This is a genomic window from Streptomyces narbonensis (genome assembly GCF_014649015.1).
Lineage (GTDB): Bacteria > Actinomycetota > Actinomycetes > Streptomycetales > Streptomycetaceae > Streptomyces > Streptomyces narbonensis.
Genome location: NZ_BMSF01000006.1, coordinates 103,635 through 120,736, shown reverse-complemented (window position 1 = coordinate 120,736; position 17,102 = coordinate 103,635). Strand labels below are relative to the sequence as shown.

The following is a 17,102-nucleotide window of genomic DNA, read 5'->3' as shown; positions in this document are numbered from 1 at the left end:
GTCAGTCTGCTGCGCGGCGCACCAGCCGGTGCCCGCGCAGCTCGCGCCCGCACCTGATCAGCTCGGATGCCCAACCATCCTCCGTACCGATGAGATGGGGGTTCTCGTAAAGCCCCGCTTTCAGCTCGGACTCGGTGAGGCGGCGATAACGGCGCACGTCTGGATCGTCGGGTGCGAGAAACTCGTGCTTACGGTGCAGGAGTGGCCGATTCGTGGATCTCGCGTACGACACATGAGACGTCTCCAGCGACTGGAGATCCACTATGTACGAGGACTGGATGCGCGGGTGCGGATCCTTGTCGAAGTCCGGGTAGTCGAGCCAAGAGACAGCGCGGCCCTGGTGCTTCAGCTTGGCTACCGCCCACTCCTGCGGGCGACCAGCGGCGATCGAGGCGCAGTGCTCGTACAGCCGCAGCACGGTGGGCATTCGGTCCAGCGCGCGCCGGTGCACGTACAGAGCTGTTGGCGTCACCTTCCCGACCTGCGACGCATTCATCGCGCCACGCACGTATCCGTCATCGCGAAGCTTGAGCAGTAGTCGATCTGAGCGCTGGCAGGCTTCTTTATACGAGGAGAAGAACGTGCGCACGTCGAGCTGAACACTGAAGGGGAGACTGCTGAAGGGGCCACGTCCGTTGAACAGTTCGACGGCGAGGAAAAGCAAGGTATTGAGGGTTGTACGCTTGGCCCCTTCCGACACCTTCTCAGGGTCGGCGGAGTCGCGAACCAGCCGCTTGAGCTCGTTCGGCTTCAGGTGGGCAAGGAGCTCTGCCACCGGACGCGGCGTCTCTTCGACGCGAGGCTGACGCCCCCGTCGTTCTACGTGATCGATGACAGCGGCAATAGCTGATGTCATGTCCTCAGAAGCCAGCCATGCGGCATCCGGAACAACGCGGTGAGCTAGGTAGCTGAGTCGCGCCGAATCGTCCTTGAAGGCGTAAACGACGCCGGGGGATGCTGAGACACAGCGAGTACCGGTGACTTCCTCGACGTAGCCACGAAGCTCGCTGGCGCCGAAGAGGTGCTGGAAAGTCTGCCGACTGGTGATGAGGCCATCTCCGAACTCTTGGCCTCGAACTTTGGACTTCTCCCACGTGAGTCGCGCAGAGGCGATGAGCACAGTGTTGGCCAACTGCCATGCCTGCATGAGGGTGCGTCGACGTTCCGTAGGATCCTCGATCACGTTCAGGACGTAGGTGAGGAGCACAACGTCGACCTGTTCCAGCTGCGGCTCTGGGCGGTAATACGGATCCCAACCAGTGATCCGGCAGTCCAGCCTCTCGAGTGATCGCACGTCGTCTCCTCGCCCACATCCGTAGTCGAGGATCGTCCGCTCCGGACCAAGCTGCTTGTCTGCGAAAGCCTGCCGGGCGGGGACAGATAGTGCAGCTCGTCCGATCGCAGTAAGACGGCGTTCGCTATTCCAAGGCTGTTGCATGACGTCCTCGCAGGTGTGGCGAGTTGGGACGGTCGCAGGGTAGTGGCGGTCGGAGGCTCTGCGAAGGGCGATCACTCAACAATCAGCGGACCGGGTGAGGAAAGTGGGTCTCCTGGAACTGAGGCTGTTGGTGACGGCTGGAACCAGGGCTCGGCGGTCGTGGGGGGGCAAGAGCAACGAGCAGACCCGCCGGGCTGGCTCGTGCGGCGCAGCGTGGCGCAGAGACGACCTTGACCAACTCCATATGGGCTGATCCGCTTGGCAAGTTGGGAAGCAGAGACTTCGGGGGCGGACGTGACCAGAACTGGATATGGGCGGCAGCGTGTGTACTTGAGGGCGACGCGCGCATGAGACTCCGGCGGGGGATCACGGTCGCCATCGTGGCGGCCGGCGGAGCCGTGACGACGATGCTGGTCGGGCTCGTCACGAACGCGGTGTCCGAGTCGGAGTGGCCCGGGTGGCTGGGGTGGCTGCAGCGCCATGCCTGGTTCTCGTTCGCTGTGCTGGGCGGGGCTTTGGTCGGGCTGACTGTGCTTCTTGCGGCGCTGTCGGAATCAGGGGCGCCGGAACGTCCCGCTGATCCGGCGCCGCGGCCAGAGGAAGGCGCGGAGCCTCCGGGTGCCGCGCTCGTGCTGCGGTCTCTGCCACGCGATACCACCGCGTTCACCAATCGGACCGCCGAGCTGGAGGCGTTGGTGCGGTCCGTACAGAACTCGCAGGAGAGTGGCGAAGCGCTGCCTGTGCATGTGATCGACGGAATGCCAGGGGTAGGGAAGACGACGTTCGCCGTGCACGCGGGGCATGTGCTGTCGGAGCGGTTTCCGGACGGCCAGCTCTTCGTGAACCTCAACGGGCACACCACGGGCAGGCCGCCCGTACAGGCCACCGAGGCGCTGGCCTCCTTACTGGCGGCGTCCGGGGTACCGGCGCAGCAGATCCCCGTCGGCGACGACCTGGGTGCGGTCACCGAGGCACGGGCAGCCATGTGGCGGAGCCAGCTTGCGGGCAAGAAGGCGCTGCTCATCCTCGACAACGCGGCCAGCTATCGGCAGCTGGAGCCCCTGCTGCCTGGCGGGAGCAGCTGTCTCGTGCTGGTGACCAGTCGGAAGCGACTGGCTGCGTACGAGGAGGTGGTCCTGCCTGTGGAAGCGTTACCCCCGGAACACGCGGTCGATCTATTCGTACGGCTCAGTGGACGGTCAGCTGACTCTCTCAATCGAGCCATCCTCGAGCAGCTGGTAGCGCTGTGCGGGTATCTGCCACTCGGGGTGTCACTGCTCGCCGCGCGGCTGCGCCATCATCCATCGTGGAGCGCCGAAGATCTGCATACGCGTCTGGTCGCGACCCGGGACCGGTTGGGAGAGCTCCGAGCTGGGGAGCGTGCAGTCGCCGCAACGTTCAACCTGTCCTACCAGGACCTCACACCAGAGCGGCAACACTTCTTCCGGTGCCTCGGCCTCTACTCTGGCACCGACCTCGACGTGTTCTCCGGTGCCGCGCTCGGCTCGGTTTCGGTGGCGGCAGCGCGCGAGGGGCTCGACGCGCTCTATGACGCCCATCTGATCGATGAGCACCCGGGAAGCCGCTTCCGGCTGCACGATCTGCTACGCGACTACGCCCGCGGTCTCGCCGGCGAGGGAGGCAGCATGGAACCTGTTCAGGCCGTTCAGCGCGTGTGCGCCTACTACCTGGCCGGCCTCGCTGTCGCGAACGTACACATCGGCCGCAGTGGCGCTGCCTCCCCAGAACCTCGGGATGGCGCCTCCCCGGTCGAGACCCCGCCCATCGAGTCGCGTACGGCGGCCCTGCGTTGGCTGGAGGACGAGCGGGCCAACGTGCTGGCCTGCATCCGGAGGGCAAACGACCTCGCGCTGCACGAGCTGGTAATCCACATGGCTGCGGCGATGGCACCCTTCCTCCGCCAGGCGGGCCCCTGGGACCAGGCCGTTGGCCTCCATCGGACAGCCGCCGAGGCTGCTCGACACACCGGCAACCGGCGGGCGCTGGCGGACGCGCTGGCCGAGCTCGGAGTCGTACGGCGTTTCATGGCGGCCTACCCCGAGGCCGTCGAGGCACTGAACGAGGCGGTGACGGAGTACGAGGCGGTCAGGGAGAAGCGAGGCAAGGCCGACGCCCTGAACCAGGTGGGCATCGTCTGGTACATGATTGCGGACAACGAAGCATCCACACGGGCCCAGATCGATGCTCTCGCGCTCTACCGTGAGCTCGGCGACCGGCTCGGCCAGGCGAACGCGCTCGCGGACCTCGGCATGGTGCGTCGACAGACCAGCCGGTTCGACGCGGCGGTGGAGGCGCAGAGCGAAGCGCTGTCGATCTACCGTGAACTGGGCGACCGGTACGGCGAAGCCAACTCCCTGCGAGATCTCGGCATCGTGCACTGTCTCCTGGGCGAGTACGGGCTGGCCGCACAGCACCATCGCGAGGCGCTCGACATCTATCGGGAACTCGACGACCGGGTCCACCAGGCGTACGCCCTCAACGAGCTCGGAGTCGTACAACGCCTGACCGACGATCTCACCGGAGCGCGGGAGGCACACACCCAGGCGTTGGAGTACTTCACTGAACTCGGCGAACGGTTCGGCCGCGCGAACAGTATCCGCCACCTCGGGGTACTGGACCGCATGGACGGGAACGTCACTGAGGCGATCCAACTGTTGGGTGACGCCCTGGACTCGTACCGCGATCTCGGCAGCCGTGGCGGCGAGGCCGCATCGCTGAGTGAGCTGGGTGTGGTGCGCGGGGTTGCCGGGGAGCTGGACGGTGCCATCGAGTCGTTCCGGCGAAGTCTGGAGATCCTGCGGGAGCTTGGCGACCGGTGCGGTGAGGCGGAGGTCCTGAACCATTGGGGAACGCTGCTGCGCTCCTCCGGCAACTGGGCCGCCTCACGCGAATTCTACGAGCAAGGGCTGAGGCTGGCCCGGGACATCCGCTGCCCGCTGGAGGAGGCACGGGCTCTGGAGGGGATCGGTCGTTGCGACTTGCTGGCCGGCGAGCGGGCGCGATCCGAAGAGTTGCTGTGTGAAGCGCTCCGCGCATACCGGCACATCGGCGCGGGCAGGGCAGCAAACGCCATCGAGCGGCTGCTTGCGTCTCCGGCCGGGTGAGTCTGGCATGTGGCCGGATCAGGTATGCCGACGAAGTTGGCGGCGCTGCTACGTTGCGTGCGGGTCTGCCGCTTCAATCACCGTTGTACTGCATCAAGGAGCGTCGAATGCCGTCACGCACGCCCGTTCCTACAGCGCACGCCCCGGCGCCTGCCGTCGCGCAACCCGCGCACGGTTCGGCCGTCCTGGACCGTGTCGCGGTCCGCGTACGGCAGCGGTTGATGGCCGAGCAGGCCACGCCGAACCATACGGGCGAAGGTGGTCACCAGGCTTCGCTGATCGGAAACTGGCCTCTGTAAGTCTTGCCGATCGATGACACCGCGCAAGGACACCACCCCCTTTCGGTCGTTCATTCTCAAGGTCGCCAACCGCTGCAACATCGACTGCGACTACTGTTACGTCTTCAATTCCACGGACCAGGCATGGCGGCATTTGCCCTCCCGGATGAGCGTGGACGTGGCCCAGGCGGTGGGGCGGCGGATCGGTGAGCACGCCGCGGCACATAACTTGCAGGACGTACATGTCGTACTGCACGGCGGTGAGCCGTTACTTGCCGGACCGCGGCATATGGCCGACCTGCTCAGCGCTGTACGGGGAGGTGTGCTGGCAGATGTGGCCGTCCATTTCGAGCTTCAGACCAACGGGACGCTTCTCACGAAACCGTGGCTGGACATCTTCGAGCGATACGCGGTTGTCGTGGGTGTCAGCCTCGACGGACCGCCGACTGCGAATGACCGGCACCGGCTGACGCATGCCTCGCGGTCGAGCGCCGCCTCGGCCGTACGAGGGATCGAACTGCTGCGGTCCCGACCGCACCTGTTCGCGGGACTACTTGCCGTCGTCGACCTGGCCAACGACCCAGTCGAGGTCCACGACTATCTGGCCTCCTTCGATCCGCCTGTGATCGACTTCGGCCTGCCACACGGGACCCACGACGAACCACCGCGACGCAACGACCGGAGAGTGCCCGAGTACGGGCTGTGGATGAGCCGCGTCTACGACGCCTGGCTCGCTCGACCGGCGCATCGGCACAGCGTGCGGATGCTGGAGGACATCGTGGCGCTGAGCTCCGGCGTTCGTGGCTCGGTGGAGTCCCTCGGCCTGGCCCCGCCAACGAGCATCGTGGTCGAGTCCGACGGCACGATCGAAGGCGTGGACACCCTGCGGTCCGTCGAAGAAGGCGCCTCCTGGCTGGGACTCGACGTTTTCAGGCAGTCATTCGACAAAGCCCTTCACCATCCGAAGCTCCTGTATCGGCGATACGGGATGGCTGCGCTCGCCGAACAATGTCAGAGCTGCCCTCTAGTGAAGGTGTGCGGCGGGGGCTACCTCCCACACCGCTTCAGTACCGACCGCGGCTATCAGAATCCGTCCGTCTACTGCGCGGATCTGGAGTACCTCATCCGGCACGTTCAAGACTCCTTGCGCCAATACGACTGGGCCCTGCACACGGCAACGCCCCCATAGCCACAAGTCGTGCCCACACCAGGATCACGCGTTGGAACGAGCGAGTGAAGCAATGAGAGAGCGACAGGAGAAGTCGATGACCGTGACGATCCGCCCCGCCGACAGGAGCGACATCGTGGCCCTGGCCGAACTGATCGAGGAGATCGAGCGGTTCTACGGATCGACCGAGATCCAGGCACTCGAAGAGCGCCGGTCCCAGGTGGAGGAGGCGCTCTTCGGTTCCCCGCCGCTGGCATCCACACTCCTGGTCGAGGACGAGGCTGGTGATCTCGTCGGGCTCGCCTCCTACTCGTTCCTCTGGCCGGCGGCCGGCTCCTCCCACTCCCTATTCCTGAAAGAGCTCTATGTCCGCGGCACCCTCCGCCGCCAGGGCGTCGGCGCCCGCCTCATGGGCGAGCTTCGCTCCTTGGCCGCTGCACGCCCCGGGTGTAGCCGGATCGAATGGATGACGGACCGCAACAACCCGGAGGCAAGGGCCTTCTACAAGTCGTTGGGGTTTGCGGAGTTCGACGGGAAGATTGTCTATCGTGTGGACACTGGAACGACGCAAGGGTGAGGCAGAGCCATGGCGGAACTGCGCTGCGATCGGTGTGACTTCGTCATCGGAATGGGCTGTGCGTGCCCGGCCGACGGATCTGCTCCAAAGGCACGCCCCGCAGCCTCTCCTCGGCAGGAGAGGCGACGCTTCCCTGCGGACACGATTCTGATCTCCCCGACGCAGTACGCACACCTTCCCGGCGCCTGCACCCACCTGACCGAGGAACTGGTGACCGCACCTCGCTGGGGCTGGATCCCCACACCTCCAGCCGGACTCTGGGACCGACTGAGCAGCAGCTACCCGGCGACCGCGACGGAAGGAAACACTGCTCGGCAGGCGGTACGGCGATGCGAAGAGTGCCAGACGACGCCAGCGTGACGTGAGCTGCCATGGGCACGGGCATGAGTGTTCATCTTGTTCGCCAGGCGGGGGCTCCCCTCAGGCGTTTCCGCCCTATCTGACCGTCGGCAAAAGGCCTGGCGACATCGCTCATCGCATGCTGTCCGGTGCGCTTGAGCCTTCGACGGGCGGGCCCTCCACCTCGTCGCTGTAGCCCTTAGGGGCCTCGCCTGGGGCAGGAATGCGCCACTGCACGTGATCGGGCCACAGGATCACACCCAGGGCACCTTCCAGGTCGATCACGGTCAGCGTGTCGGCCCAGACCGTGCCGTTCAGGACGTTGGCGATCACCTGTCGATTGACCCCGCTCCTGCGGGCGAGGGCATTGGCGCTCAGCCCTTGGTCAGACATCGCCTGGGCGAGTTTCCGGGCGATGGCCTGTGCGACGAGGGCGCCACGGTGCGGCTCCATCATGGCATGCGGCCATTCGCCGCCGACCACGTATGTGTTCGGCCTCTGCGCACGTCTCGTTCCTCCAGGCACCTGACAAGTGTGACGGAAGGGCGCTCGGAATGCGGACCCACCTCACCCATGCTACTGATATAGCACCCCTAGAGAAGCGGGTCCGGAAAGGAATCTTTAGTGATCTTTCGCGAGCGACCGAGCTGCGCCTCACGCTTGGGACGGCCGCTTCAAGCGGCCTATCCACATGCGGCACAGATGGCACACAAAACCCACCGCCAGCGCTGGCGTGGATCAAGTTATTAGCGTCACGCCTCACCCCCTGCAGCACCGCCGGGCTGCACCATGAAGACGTCGTTAGGGGCGCCGCCCTGGCGCGTGCAGGTGCTGACATGCCAGCGCAGCTCCAACTCCGTCCGCTGGCAGGCGTGTTGCTTGGCAACAAGATCCACAGTTTGCCTGCGCCAGGCGACGACCGTGTTCTACGCTGCGCACGCACCAACTCTCGCACGGCCCCTGGAGGACGCCTTGGCTGGCAAAGGTCACCACTCGGCACAGGCCGAGCCGGCGAAACCGCTGCCTCACCCTCGCGTACCTGCGTCGACGTACTGCGACCTGATCGCTACGGCGGGGAGGTTCACCGAGCAGTTCCACGTCAGCGCGCTGGACGAGGCAACTGACATCGGTCCATGGCGGATCGGGATCTCCATGAAGTTCTTGGCCGACTGCGGTCTGGTCGAGAAGATCTCCGCTCGGGGCATCTACAGGCCATCACTGAGCGCTCAGGAGATCGCCCGCGCCTGGGCAAGCGGCCGGGCAGAGGGGCTGAGCGCCCTCCGCACGGACTGGCAGAAACTGTGGTTCGTACGATCCGCACGAGAGCGTCTGGAGCAGGGATCCGCACCCCGGGTCGCACTCAGGCTGAAGTTCCTTCGGCAGGTACGAACTCGTGGTCATGAAAAGGCGGTCGACCGTCTCCTCGATCTGATGGTCGCGACGGGCTTTCTCATCGAGGAGCCCGACGGTCTCATCCGGTGGTACGAGCACGTTGCCCCCGCCTCAGGCAGCACCGCAGCGTCCGAGGAGCCCACCGCGCAGACGAGTCCAGGGCAATCCTCCACGACCGAAGAGCCTCAGACAGGCGAGCCGGCTGGCGACGCCGGATTCTCGTGTTCTTCGGACCCCGACGCCGAGACCCCCCGCCGTTCAGACAAGGACGAGCCAACCGTCCCCGGCCCTCGCAGAGAAGGCGAGTCCGACCCCCGCCTGGGCCCCGACGTGGACGTCGAGAAGCTGCTGTCGACACACCTCGGCATGGGCGAGGCGTGGCACATGAATCCCGACGAGGCCGCCGCCCTGCATGACCACGTGACCGGGCTGGTCACTGTGTTGTCTGCGGTGAGCGCTCGCGCGCAGACGAGCGAGGCTCCCCTGAAGGCCGAACTCCTCGTCCCGTTGTGGCCACTGGGTGCCATCGCAGCGATGGACCGTGGCGAATGGCTCGACACCCATCGGTTGATCAAGCAGCTGGGTTCCGCCGCGCCGCTGCGAAAGGAGTCCATGAACAACTGAGAGCTGGGTCCGGAGGCGCTCATTCCTTGGCCGGTTCGGCGCCTCCGGACCCCCACCGAAAACCCACCACTTCCCCGCGGGCAAAGAGCCCACGAGAGAGGGGGCTTTGGCGTGCCCTCACACAAGGCGAGAGCCACCAGTCACCGTAGCGCGACTGAGCCGCACACCCCATACGTTTCGTCGAATCCAGTGATCATGACCGCTGTCCAGCGGCACTCCAGTGAGCGAGCGGGAGGCGTCCATGTCTAGGATCACCCTCCGCTCGGCTTTCCTTCGCGTCGTCCGCGAGTGGGACACGGCCGTCCGGCACGGGCGCCTGAGCGCCCAGACCGCCGAGTCCTATATCAAGGTCGGCGAGCGCCTGCTGCGGTTCACCAGTGCCCTGAGCATCACTCGGCTGGACGACATCACGGACGTCGTCGCTCAGACCTTCGTGGACGCGCCAGGACGCAACCGGCAGGGGCGACTGATCACGACCCCCGCCGACAGCACGCGCCGTGTCCGCAAGTCGGGCGTCGACGCCCTGTTCGCGGAAGCCCGGCACCTCGGCCTGACGACGAAAGCCCCGCTGCTCGACCTTCCGCCGATCCCGCGGTCCGCGCCCCGGCCCGCCGGCGCGCTCACCGACCGCGATATCGAAGCGCTACGGTTCCACGCCGAACGCGGCATGCCCCAGACTCGGCACGCCACCGTCCTCGGCCTCCTACTCTCCGGCCTGCACACCGGCGAGATCGGCTACACCACCGTCAGCGACCTCGATCTCCCGCACGCCCGGGTCTGGGCCTGCGGCACCACTCACACCACAGCCCGCTACTGCCCGCTCGACGACGACTGGAGCATCAGAGTCCTGCGCCTGCGCGCCGACTGCATCGTCAAGCGCTCAAGCGCGGACGGCTCCGGAACCCTCGCCACCATCGCCGGCTCACCCGCCTACCGGCGCCAGGCCAGCGTGTGCACCGCCTTCGGCGAAACCGTCCGCAGCGGCGGCATCACAGCTGAGGGACGCTCGGCGGCCCCGCGCGACGTCTCGAGCTGGCTCGCCGCGAAGATCTTCGAGCAGACCGGTCAGATCGCCGACGTCGCTCTCCGCTTCGGCCTGTCCTCCCTCGATGGTGCAGCCCGGCTGGCCGGCTACCAGTGGCGGCCCTCCGCAGAGGAGGCCGACACGTGAGCCCGTCCACCAGCGCCCCGCGCAAACTCAAGAAGGCCACCAAGGCCAAGAAGAAGCCCGACTGGATCCTTGGTCCCACACCTCGGGACATCTTCAGCCCGGCCAGCTTCGATCCCGAACCCAAGGGTCCCGAAGCGCGGAACATCCCGGAGATCGAACGGCTGGAGCTCGTCGTCGCGAACCCCGCCCTGTACGAGGTGGCCACCGCAGTCCTCCCCCGAAAGGGGCCGGGGACACGCGGACGCACCCCCCACTATCCGCCCTACGTCTTCCTCATCTACGTCTGCGCCATCTCTGTCTTCAACACGGCCCGCTCCACCGAAGCAAACCTCCAGCACAAGACGATCTGGGAAATCGTCCGCGAAGGAGTACGCCGGTGCCTGGGCGACGTGGAGGCCGACTCCCTCCCCGAAACCGGACCTCAGCGCCATCACTGGCTGCAGTACCGGCACAAAATGCTCGACGCCCTCCCTCAGCTCCGTGAAGCTTCCCGGGACGCCTGGATCTAGCAGGCGATCGCTCTCGGCTACCTGTCGGAGGAGAGACCCCGCGGCTGCTGGTTGCGCCCGGACCGTAGCCAGGTGATCAACGGCGACGCCACCGTCGTCAGACCCCCTTCGGACCAGACCGAGCAGTTCACCCGCGACGAGAAAACCGGCAAGATGCGACGGCGCAGAGTCGATCCGGACGCCGGAATCCAGATCGAGGGTGGCGACAGGGCCGTCTACGGAAAGAAGATCGTCTCCTTCTCAGTACGCCTGCCGGAGAGAGCTCACAGCCGGATCATCCTGAACGCCGACGGCGCCCGCCACCGGTCCCCGGAAGAGGATCCGGACAGGGAGGAGGAGGCGAGCACGGCCCTGCGCCTCGCCCACGAGATCCTCGACCGCGCGCCAGGCGTCATCGCCGCCGTGTTCGACACCGCCTGGCGCGGAACCCACCGGGCCAGACTCGTCGCCCGGGGAATCGTCGTCTACACACCACAGCACGACGGAATCAGCCCGAAGCCACTGAACAAGTACGGCTACGACCACTGCATCCACGACGTCTACGCGGCAGCGGGCCGGTCATGCGAACGGCACATCTCCGTCGACGGGCAGACCATCTACACGCCGCTCCCCGTCCGAGAGCTCCCGGTGCGCCCCGGAGTGAACAGCTACCGCTTCTACCACGCAGTCGAAATTCCCTGCAGGAACGGACCGCACATCGAGCTGATCCCCGTCTACGAGACGAAGGAGGACAGGACACTCGACCCCAGAACCAAGCGACCGAAGTTCAACCGCTGCGAGCACCTCCGCCAGATCCCGCCGAACACCGACCTCGGGGACCGCCTCAAGGGATTCCGCCAGGACAGCGAGTCCACCAACTGCACCCTCGACTACTCCCACTGGGACAAGCGCCTGCCGGCCTACGGTGCCCCGGGAGCCCTGCTCATCTACCTCGGCTTCGCCTGGATGATCAATTCCATCGCCCTTGGCACCGTAGGTGGGCCACATAGGTAAGCCGCTGCCTGGCTGGCGGCTGGACCTCTGCCCTCCAGGCGCTGGGCGGGTAACCCCCTCGCCTGCGCACCCCCACCCGCTACACTGACGGCGGCGCGCCAGTCCGCTGGCGCACCGCTGGATCAGTGGACCGATGTGTCCGGGATTGCGGCCTCCGTCGCAATTTCCTGCACATTTTCCTACAGATCCCTGCCTTCGTAGCTCAGGGGATAGAGCACCGCTCTCCTAAAGCGGGTGTCGCAGGTTCGAATCCTGCCGGGGGCACAGTGGAGTAGCAGGTCAGAGGCCCCGTCGTCCTTGTGGACGGCGGGGCCTCTGTCGGATCCGGGGCGCGGATCGGGGATCGCGCATCAGGAACCGGGGATCGGGGATCGGGGATCGGGGGATCGGGGATCGCCAGGGATCGCGGATCAAGGATCGGGGAGACTACGCCTCATGGGGACACTGCCGTACGTCGACGAGCATGCCGTCATCGTCGAGCTCGGGGCCCACGAGGCGTGGGTGAGGGTGCGGGGCGGGGTGGAGCGGGCGTTGGCGCGGCCGTGGCTCGCGGCCTATGCGCGGGTCGTGGGGGCCGAGCCCCGGGAGGGCGGTGGGCCCCGGCCGTTGGCCGAGGGGGCCGTCTTTCCCGGGTTCCGGGTCGTTCGGGCCGTGCCGGGGCGGGAGCTCGCCCTTGAGGGGCGGCACCGGTACTCCTCGTACTCCCTGGTCTTTCGGATCGAGGAGCTCGCCGACGGGCGGTCGCGGCTGCGGGCCGTGAGCCGGGCCGCGTTTCCCGGGGTGGCCGGGCGGGTCTACCGGGTGCTCGTCATCCGGAGTGGCGGGCACGCCGCGGGGATGCGGCGGATGCTCGCCTCGATCAGTGGCGGGGGCTGAGGGTCAGCGGAGCTCCTCCGGGCACGGCGTGCCCCGGGAGAGTTTGTACGGGGCCGCCAGGCGGTAGACGCCCGCCTTCGGGGCCAGCAGCTCCGTCCACTCGTCGCCCTCCGCGTCCGCCTCCGCCTTGAAGAGGCAGCCCTCCTCGTTGGCGAAGACCTTCACGAGCTCCGTCTCCGACTCCTCGCGGGCCAGCTTCGAGGCCTCGGTCTCCTGCGGGGCCTCGATCTTGCCGCCGTTCGCGTCCATCAGCGCGAGCCACGGCGAGTACGGGACGCGGATCTGGACCCGGCCGGGGCTGCCCACCCGGATCACGACCTCGTTCTCCTCCGCGCTCAGCACCTCCGCCGGCGCGTCCGCGAGCGGGGTCGGGTTCTCGACCTCGTACAGCCGCCAGTTCTCGTCCGACCAGACCTGCTCCAGGTACGGCAGCCCCTCGCCGACCAGTTCCGCCTCCTGCTCGGCGCCCGAGTCGGGGGCGCCGGTGGGCAGGACCACGTAGTGGACGGCCCAGCGGTGCAGCCATTCCTCGTAGTTCACGGAGTTCAGCGTGTCGTCGTAGAAGAGCGGGTTGCGCTCCATGTCCGCCTGACGGTTCCAGCCCCTCGCCAGGTTGATGTACGGGCTGAGCGCGGACGACTCGCGGTGGCTGGAGGCCGGCACGACCTCGACCCGCGCCTTGCCCGCGTCCCGCACCTGGAGCTGGTTGACCAGTGGCGCGAGCTCGCGCGCCCAGGAGGCGTCCGGGGCGGTGCGGATGACGTCGTCGACGCCCTTGAAGCCGATCCAGAAGTTCAGCCCGACGAAGGCCAGCACCAGCGCGTACCAGCGGCGCGAGCGCGGCGCCGTGTACGGCAGGGCCGCGAGCAGCACGACGCCCGCGAAGAGCATCGGCAGCCGCGAGATGTTCGAGCCGATCTGCGAGTCGATCAGCCAGGTGAGGAGCGTGCCGATCGTGTAGACCGCCGCGGCGGTGCGGACCGTGCGCCAGTCCCTCGGTACGAGGACGAAGGTCAGCGCCCCGAAGGCCAGCGGCAGCGCGGTCGAGCCGAAGGCCATCGGCTGCGTACCGGAGAAGGGGAAGAGCCAGGAGGAGAGCGCGACGACGGCCACCGGGGCCAGGCCCAGCGCGTACGCCCCCGGACGTCGCTTGTTCAGGAAGAGCGCCGCCGCCGCGACCCCGAGGAACAGGCCCGCCACCGGACTGCACGCGGTCGCGAGACCCGCGAGCGGGGCGGCGACCGCCGCCTTGGCCCAGCGCTTGCGGCGCCAGCGGTGCGGCCAGCAGAACACGGCCGCGACCGCGCCCACCGCGAACATCATGCCCAGGCCGAAGGTGACCCGGCCCGAGAGCGCGTTGCAGAGGAAGGCGAAGACGGCCGCGAGCGAGCAGGCCATCGGATTGCGCACCGCCGGCACGCGCACCAGGATCAGCGCGGTCAGCGCCGCCGAGAGCGTCCCGGCGACCATCATCGTGCTGCGCACGCCGAGCAGCGACATCAGGTACGGCGAGACGACGCTGTACGAGACCGGGTGCATCCCGCCGTACCAGGCGAGGTTGTACGCGGAGTCCGGGTGCCGTCCGACGAACTCGGCCCACGCGTCCTGCGCCGCCAGGTCCCCGCCGCTGTTCGCGAAGAAGAAGAACCAGAGGACGTGGGTGACGGCCGCGACGCCGGTGGCCGCCATGACCGTGTAGCGGCGCTTGCGGCGCGGCCGGGGCGCCGCGGTCGGGTCGGCCACGGATGCGAGGAGCGCCTTGGCCTCCGTGGGTTCCGGGGCCGGGCGCTGGGACGGGAACACTATTCGCGAGGGGGAAGTGGGGGAAGTGGAGGAGCTTGAGGGGCCGGGGGGCGAATCACCGGGGGGTTCGGTGCTGTCTGCTTCATCGGTGTGATCCTCGCCGTCGGCGTGGTCGTCGGCGCGGTCCGCGCGCGTCGGCTCAGCGGTGGTCACTGCTGCCCTTTCCCGTGCTTCCCGTGCTTCCGTCTCGCTTCTCGCGTATGTCACGCGTGCTGCTCGCCCCCCGGAAACGCTAACAGCCGGACGCCCCGGAGGTCCGGGGCGTCCGGCCGAGCGGATGACTGCCCGGCTCAGCCCAGGCGGGTCAGCTTCTTGTCGAAGCCCGGCTCCACCAGGTCCTTCTCCAGGGCGACCGGGGCGCTGACCTTGCCCACGCCCGTACCGATGGACACCTGGCCGATCACGTCGCCCGCCTTGCCCGCGTGCGGCACGGCCTTGCCGCCGTTGGTGAGCTCCAGCTTCACCTTGAGGCCCGGCCAGCCGATGGCCTTGAGCTCCTTCGTCGCCACGACCGGGGTCAGGCCGCCGAGGCCGTCGTCGATGTGGCCGAGGACCTGGCCCTTGCGGACCACGACGGCGGACGTGACGTCCTTCTGCGCCTGCTGGATCAGCAGGTAGCTGTTGTCGATGGCGAGCTGGAGCTTCTTGCCGAGGTCGGCCGCGTCCTTCGAGCCCATCACGATGCCCAGGATGCGGCGGTTCTCGCCGTCGACGATGGTGTTCGCCGCCCAGAGCAGGTTGCCGCCGGCGGGCGTGGAGGAGCCGGTCTTGATGCCGCTCACACCCGGCTTGAGCAGGATGTTGTTGTTGTTCTCGATCCGGCCGGGGATGCCGTCCACCGTCACGTTCGGCATGTTCACGATCTCGCGGAACACGTCGTACTGCATGACCGCCTTCGCCAGCTTCAGCTGGTCCTGCGGGGTCGACACGGTGCTGTCGAGCAGACCCGACGGGTCGGTGTACGTGGACTGGGTCATGCCCAGGTCCTTCGCGGCGGCGTTCATCTTCTCGACGAACGCGGCCTCCGAACCGGCGTCCCAGCGCGCGAGCAGCCGGGCCACGTTGTTCGCGGACGGGATCATCAGGAGCTCCAGGAGCTCCTTCTGCGTGTAGGTCTGGCCCTCCTGGACCGCCGCCGTCGACTCGTGCTCGGCCTTGCCCTGCTCGGCGGCCTTCTTGTCGATCTCGATCTCGGGGCCGTTCTGGCTGCCCTTGAGCGGGTGGTCGCGCAGGATCACGTACGCCGTCATCGTCTTCGTGACGCTCGCGATCGGGGCCGGCTTCTGGGGTCCGTACAGACCCATGGAACCGACGCCCTCGACCTCGACGGCACCCTGGCCCTCGTTGGGCCACGGCATCTGCAGCTCGCCGCCCTCGAAGGTGAAGGTCGGCGACGCGGAGAGGGTCAGAACGGGCGCGGGCAGCGGCCGGACCATCTGTACGATCGCAAAGACGATCAGCAGGAGCACGACCAGCGGCGTCCAGATCCGCACCCGGCGCGCGGTCGTCCGCAGCGCGGTCGGCGGCGGCGGCGGTGTGTTCGTCAGCTCCGCCAGCAGGTCCAGCGGGGGCAGCGGCGGCAGCGGCTGCTGCCGGGTCCGCTCCGCCTCGACGAGGGACGCCGGCGGTACGGGCGCGGCAGCCTCCGCGGCCGCACCGAAGGCCTGGGGGGCCTTGGAGGCCTCAGGGGCCCCGGCGGCGGGCTTGGGGGCGGGTGCGGGCGCCTGGGAAGACGCCTGGGCCTGCTGGGCCGCCTGGGCCTGCTCGGCCTTCCGCTCGGCGGGGATGTCCGCGCGCAGCGGTACGAAGGTGCTCGTGCGCTCGCTGTCGTAGTCCTCGCGCAGCGACTGCGGGAGCTTCAGCGCGGTCGTCGGCTGGTCCACGACGGGCGCCACGGGCGGACGGACGATCTTGAACATGGCGGTCGGCTGATCGACCGGTTCGTCGACGTCGTTGTCGACGTCGTTGTCGTTGTCGTTGTCGTTGTCCACAGCCGAAGCGTCGGCGACAGGCCCGCCAACGACCGGGCCGTCCTTGGCGGGCTCGGCCTCGGCCACGCCCTCCTCGGCCTTGTCGGCCATGTCGGCCACGTCGGCCTTGTCGGCCCCGCTCGACTTCCGCGCCGCGAACCAGGACTCGTCCGGCGTCTTGTCCTCGACGGGCTCGTCGGCCGGCTCCTCGGCCTCACCCTCGACCGACTCGACGACCGACTCGACGATCGGCTCCACCATCGGCTCCGCGTCGGTGGGCTGCTCGTCGGCCGCCTCGTCCGCGAGCTCCTCGTCGGCGTTCCCGCCGACTGCCGACCCGACCGGCGCCTCGGGCTCGTCGTCGTCCGCCGACGCCACCCACGCCGCCACGGCTGCCTTCAGCCGATCGCCCTCCGGCTTGTCCGCGGACGCGGACGCGGACGTGGCCGGCTTCGGCGCGTCGTCCTCCGACGTCCGGGGAGCCAGCGTCTTGAACACGGCCGTCGCCTGATCCACCTGAACCGACGACCCCGCCCCCGCCGTCCCCGCCGACCTCGACGGATCCGACGCGGATTCCGCCGGCGCGGACTCTGCCTCACGGAGTGCGGAGAGCCGCGGATCCCGGCTGCCGCCGCCCGAGGCCGCCGTCTCCTCCGACGACCCCTGCTGCTCCGCCTTGTCGGGGGACTCGCCCGCCACCGTGCCTCCTCCATGCGTCATGCGTACGTCCGAACCGTGTACCAGTGTCCTGTGTGAACCCCTTGGCCCCCGTGCTAGACGAGAACGACATACCTACTGGTTCCCGGATGAACCACCCAGGCACTCTCGACAGATGAATG

At 67.9% G+C, this 17,102-nt stretch carries 13 protein-coding genes and 1 tRNA gene; 10 read left to right on the top strand and 4 right to left on the bottom strand.

The window, feature by feature from the left end; genetic code table 11:
* Position 1 precedes the first annotated feature (1 nt).
* Positions 2-1,438 carry a DNA phosphorothioation-associated putative methyltransferase gene (locus tag IE124_RS13240; RefSeq protein WP_189507921.1) on the bottom strand — a complete coding sequence of 479 codons (1,437 nt, stop codon included), beginning with the start codon at positions 1,436-1,438 and terminating at the stop codon, positions 2-4.
* Positions 1,439-1,845: 407 nt separating this feature from the next.
* On the opposite strand from IE124_RS13240, the gene haaT reads away from it, so the two are divergent.
* The 4 genes from haaT (at position 1,846) to haaN (ending at position 6,586) form a co-directional block, all read left to right on the top strand.
* Positions 1,846-4,563: a cyclophane-containing RiPP biosynthesis TPR protein HaaT gene (gene haaT / locus IE124_RS13235; RefSeq protein ID WP_229832454.1), complete on the top strand. Its 2,718-nt coding sequence runs from the start codon at positions 1,846-1,848 to the stop codon at positions 4,561-4,563.
* Positions 4,564-4,670: 107 nt separating this feature from the next.
* Positions 4,671-4,862 (top strand): HaaA family cyclophane-containing RiPP peptide, encoded by a 192-nt coding sequence (gene haaA, locus IE124_RS35515; RefSeq protein WP_306432399.1) that lies wholly within the window; start codon positions 4,671-4,673, stop codon positions 4,860-4,862.
* Between the two features lie 13 nt (positions 4,863-4,875).
* Entirely contained in the window at positions 4,876-6,030 is a 1,155-nt protein-coding gene (locus IE124_RS13230; RefSeq protein ID WP_189507919.1) for an FxsB family cyclophane-forming radical SAM/SPASM peptide maturase, read from the top strand.
* A 76-nt stretch (positions 6,031-6,106) separates the two neighbouring features.
* Positions 6,107-6,586: a cyclophane-containing RiPP N-acetyltransferase HaaN gene (haaN, locus tag IE124_RS13225; RefSeq protein ID WP_189507918.1), complete on the top strand. Its 480-nt coding sequence runs from the start codon at positions 6,107-6,109 to the stop codon at positions 6,584-6,586.
* A 471-nt stretch (positions 6,587-7,057) separates the two neighbouring features.
* On the opposite strand, the gene IE124_RS13220 is transcribed toward haaN, so the two are convergent.
* Positions 7,058-7,408, bottom strand: coding sequence for a helix-turn-helix domain-containing protein (locus tag IE124_RS13220; protein WP_229832420.1), 351 nt, complete (start codon positions 7,406-7,408; stop codon positions 7,058-7,060).
* Between the two features lie 438 nt (positions 7,409-7,846).
* Between IE124_RS13220 and IE124_RS13215 the strand changes: the two genes are divergently transcribed.
* The 6 genes from IE124_RS13215 to IE124_RS13190 all read left to right on the top strand — a co-directional run bounded on the left by IE124_RS13215 (position 7,847) and on the right by IE124_RS13190 (position 12,490).
* Positions 7,847-8,941 carry a hypothetical protein gene (locus IE124_RS13215; RefSeq protein ID WP_189507917.1) on the top strand — a complete coding sequence of 365 codons (1,095 nt, stop codon included), beginning with the start codon at positions 7,847-7,849 and terminating at the stop codon, positions 8,939-8,941.
* A 241-nt stretch (positions 8,942-9,182) separates the two neighbouring features.
* Positions 9,183-10,112, top strand: coding sequence for a site-specific integrase (locus IE124_RS13210; protein WP_189507916.1), 930 nt, complete (start codon positions 9,183-9,185; stop codon positions 10,110-10,112).
* Positions 10,109-10,621, top strand: a complete 513-nt coding sequence (locus tag IE124_RS13205) for a hypothetical protein (RefSeq protein WP_189507915.1) — start codon at positions 10,109-10,111, stop codon at positions 10,619-10,621. Before IE124_RS13210 ends, IE124_RS13205 begins: the two co-directional genes overlap by 4 nt.
* A 72-nt stretch (positions 10,622-10,693) precedes the next feature.
* Positions 10,694-11,614, top strand: a complete 921-nt coding sequence (locus IE124_RS13200) for a hypothetical protein (protein WP_229832419.1) — start codon at positions 10,694-10,696, stop codon at positions 11,612-11,614.
* Between the two features lie 191 nt (positions 11,615-11,805).
* Positions 11,806-11,878 (top strand) — tRNA-Arg (locus tag IE124_RS13195).
* Positions 11,879-12,049: 171 nt separating this feature from the next.
* Complete coding sequence (locus IE124_RS13190) at positions 12,050-12,490, top strand: hypothetical protein (protein ID WP_189507914.1); 441 nt, start codon at positions 12,050-12,052, stop codon at positions 12,488-12,490.
* A gap of 3 nt (positions 12,491-12,493) precedes the next feature.
* Here the strand turns inward: IE124_RS13190 and IE124_RS13185 are convergent, their stop codons facing one another.
* Both IE124_RS13185 and IE124_RS13180 read right to left on the bottom strand, forming a co-directional pair.
* Complete coding sequence (locus IE124_RS13185; RefSeq protein ID WP_229832453.1) at positions 12,494-14,179, bottom strand: DUF8823 domain-containing protein; 1,686 nt, start codon at positions 14,177-14,179, stop codon at positions 12,494-12,496.
* Between the two features lie 404 nt (positions 14,180-14,583).
* Positions 14,584-16,983, bottom strand: a complete 2,400-nt coding sequence (locus tag IE124_RS13180) for a D-alanyl-D-alanine carboxypeptidase (protein WP_229832418.1) — start codon at positions 16,981-16,983, stop codon at positions 14,584-14,586.
* Between the last annotated feature and the right edge of the window lie 119 nt (positions 16,984-17,102).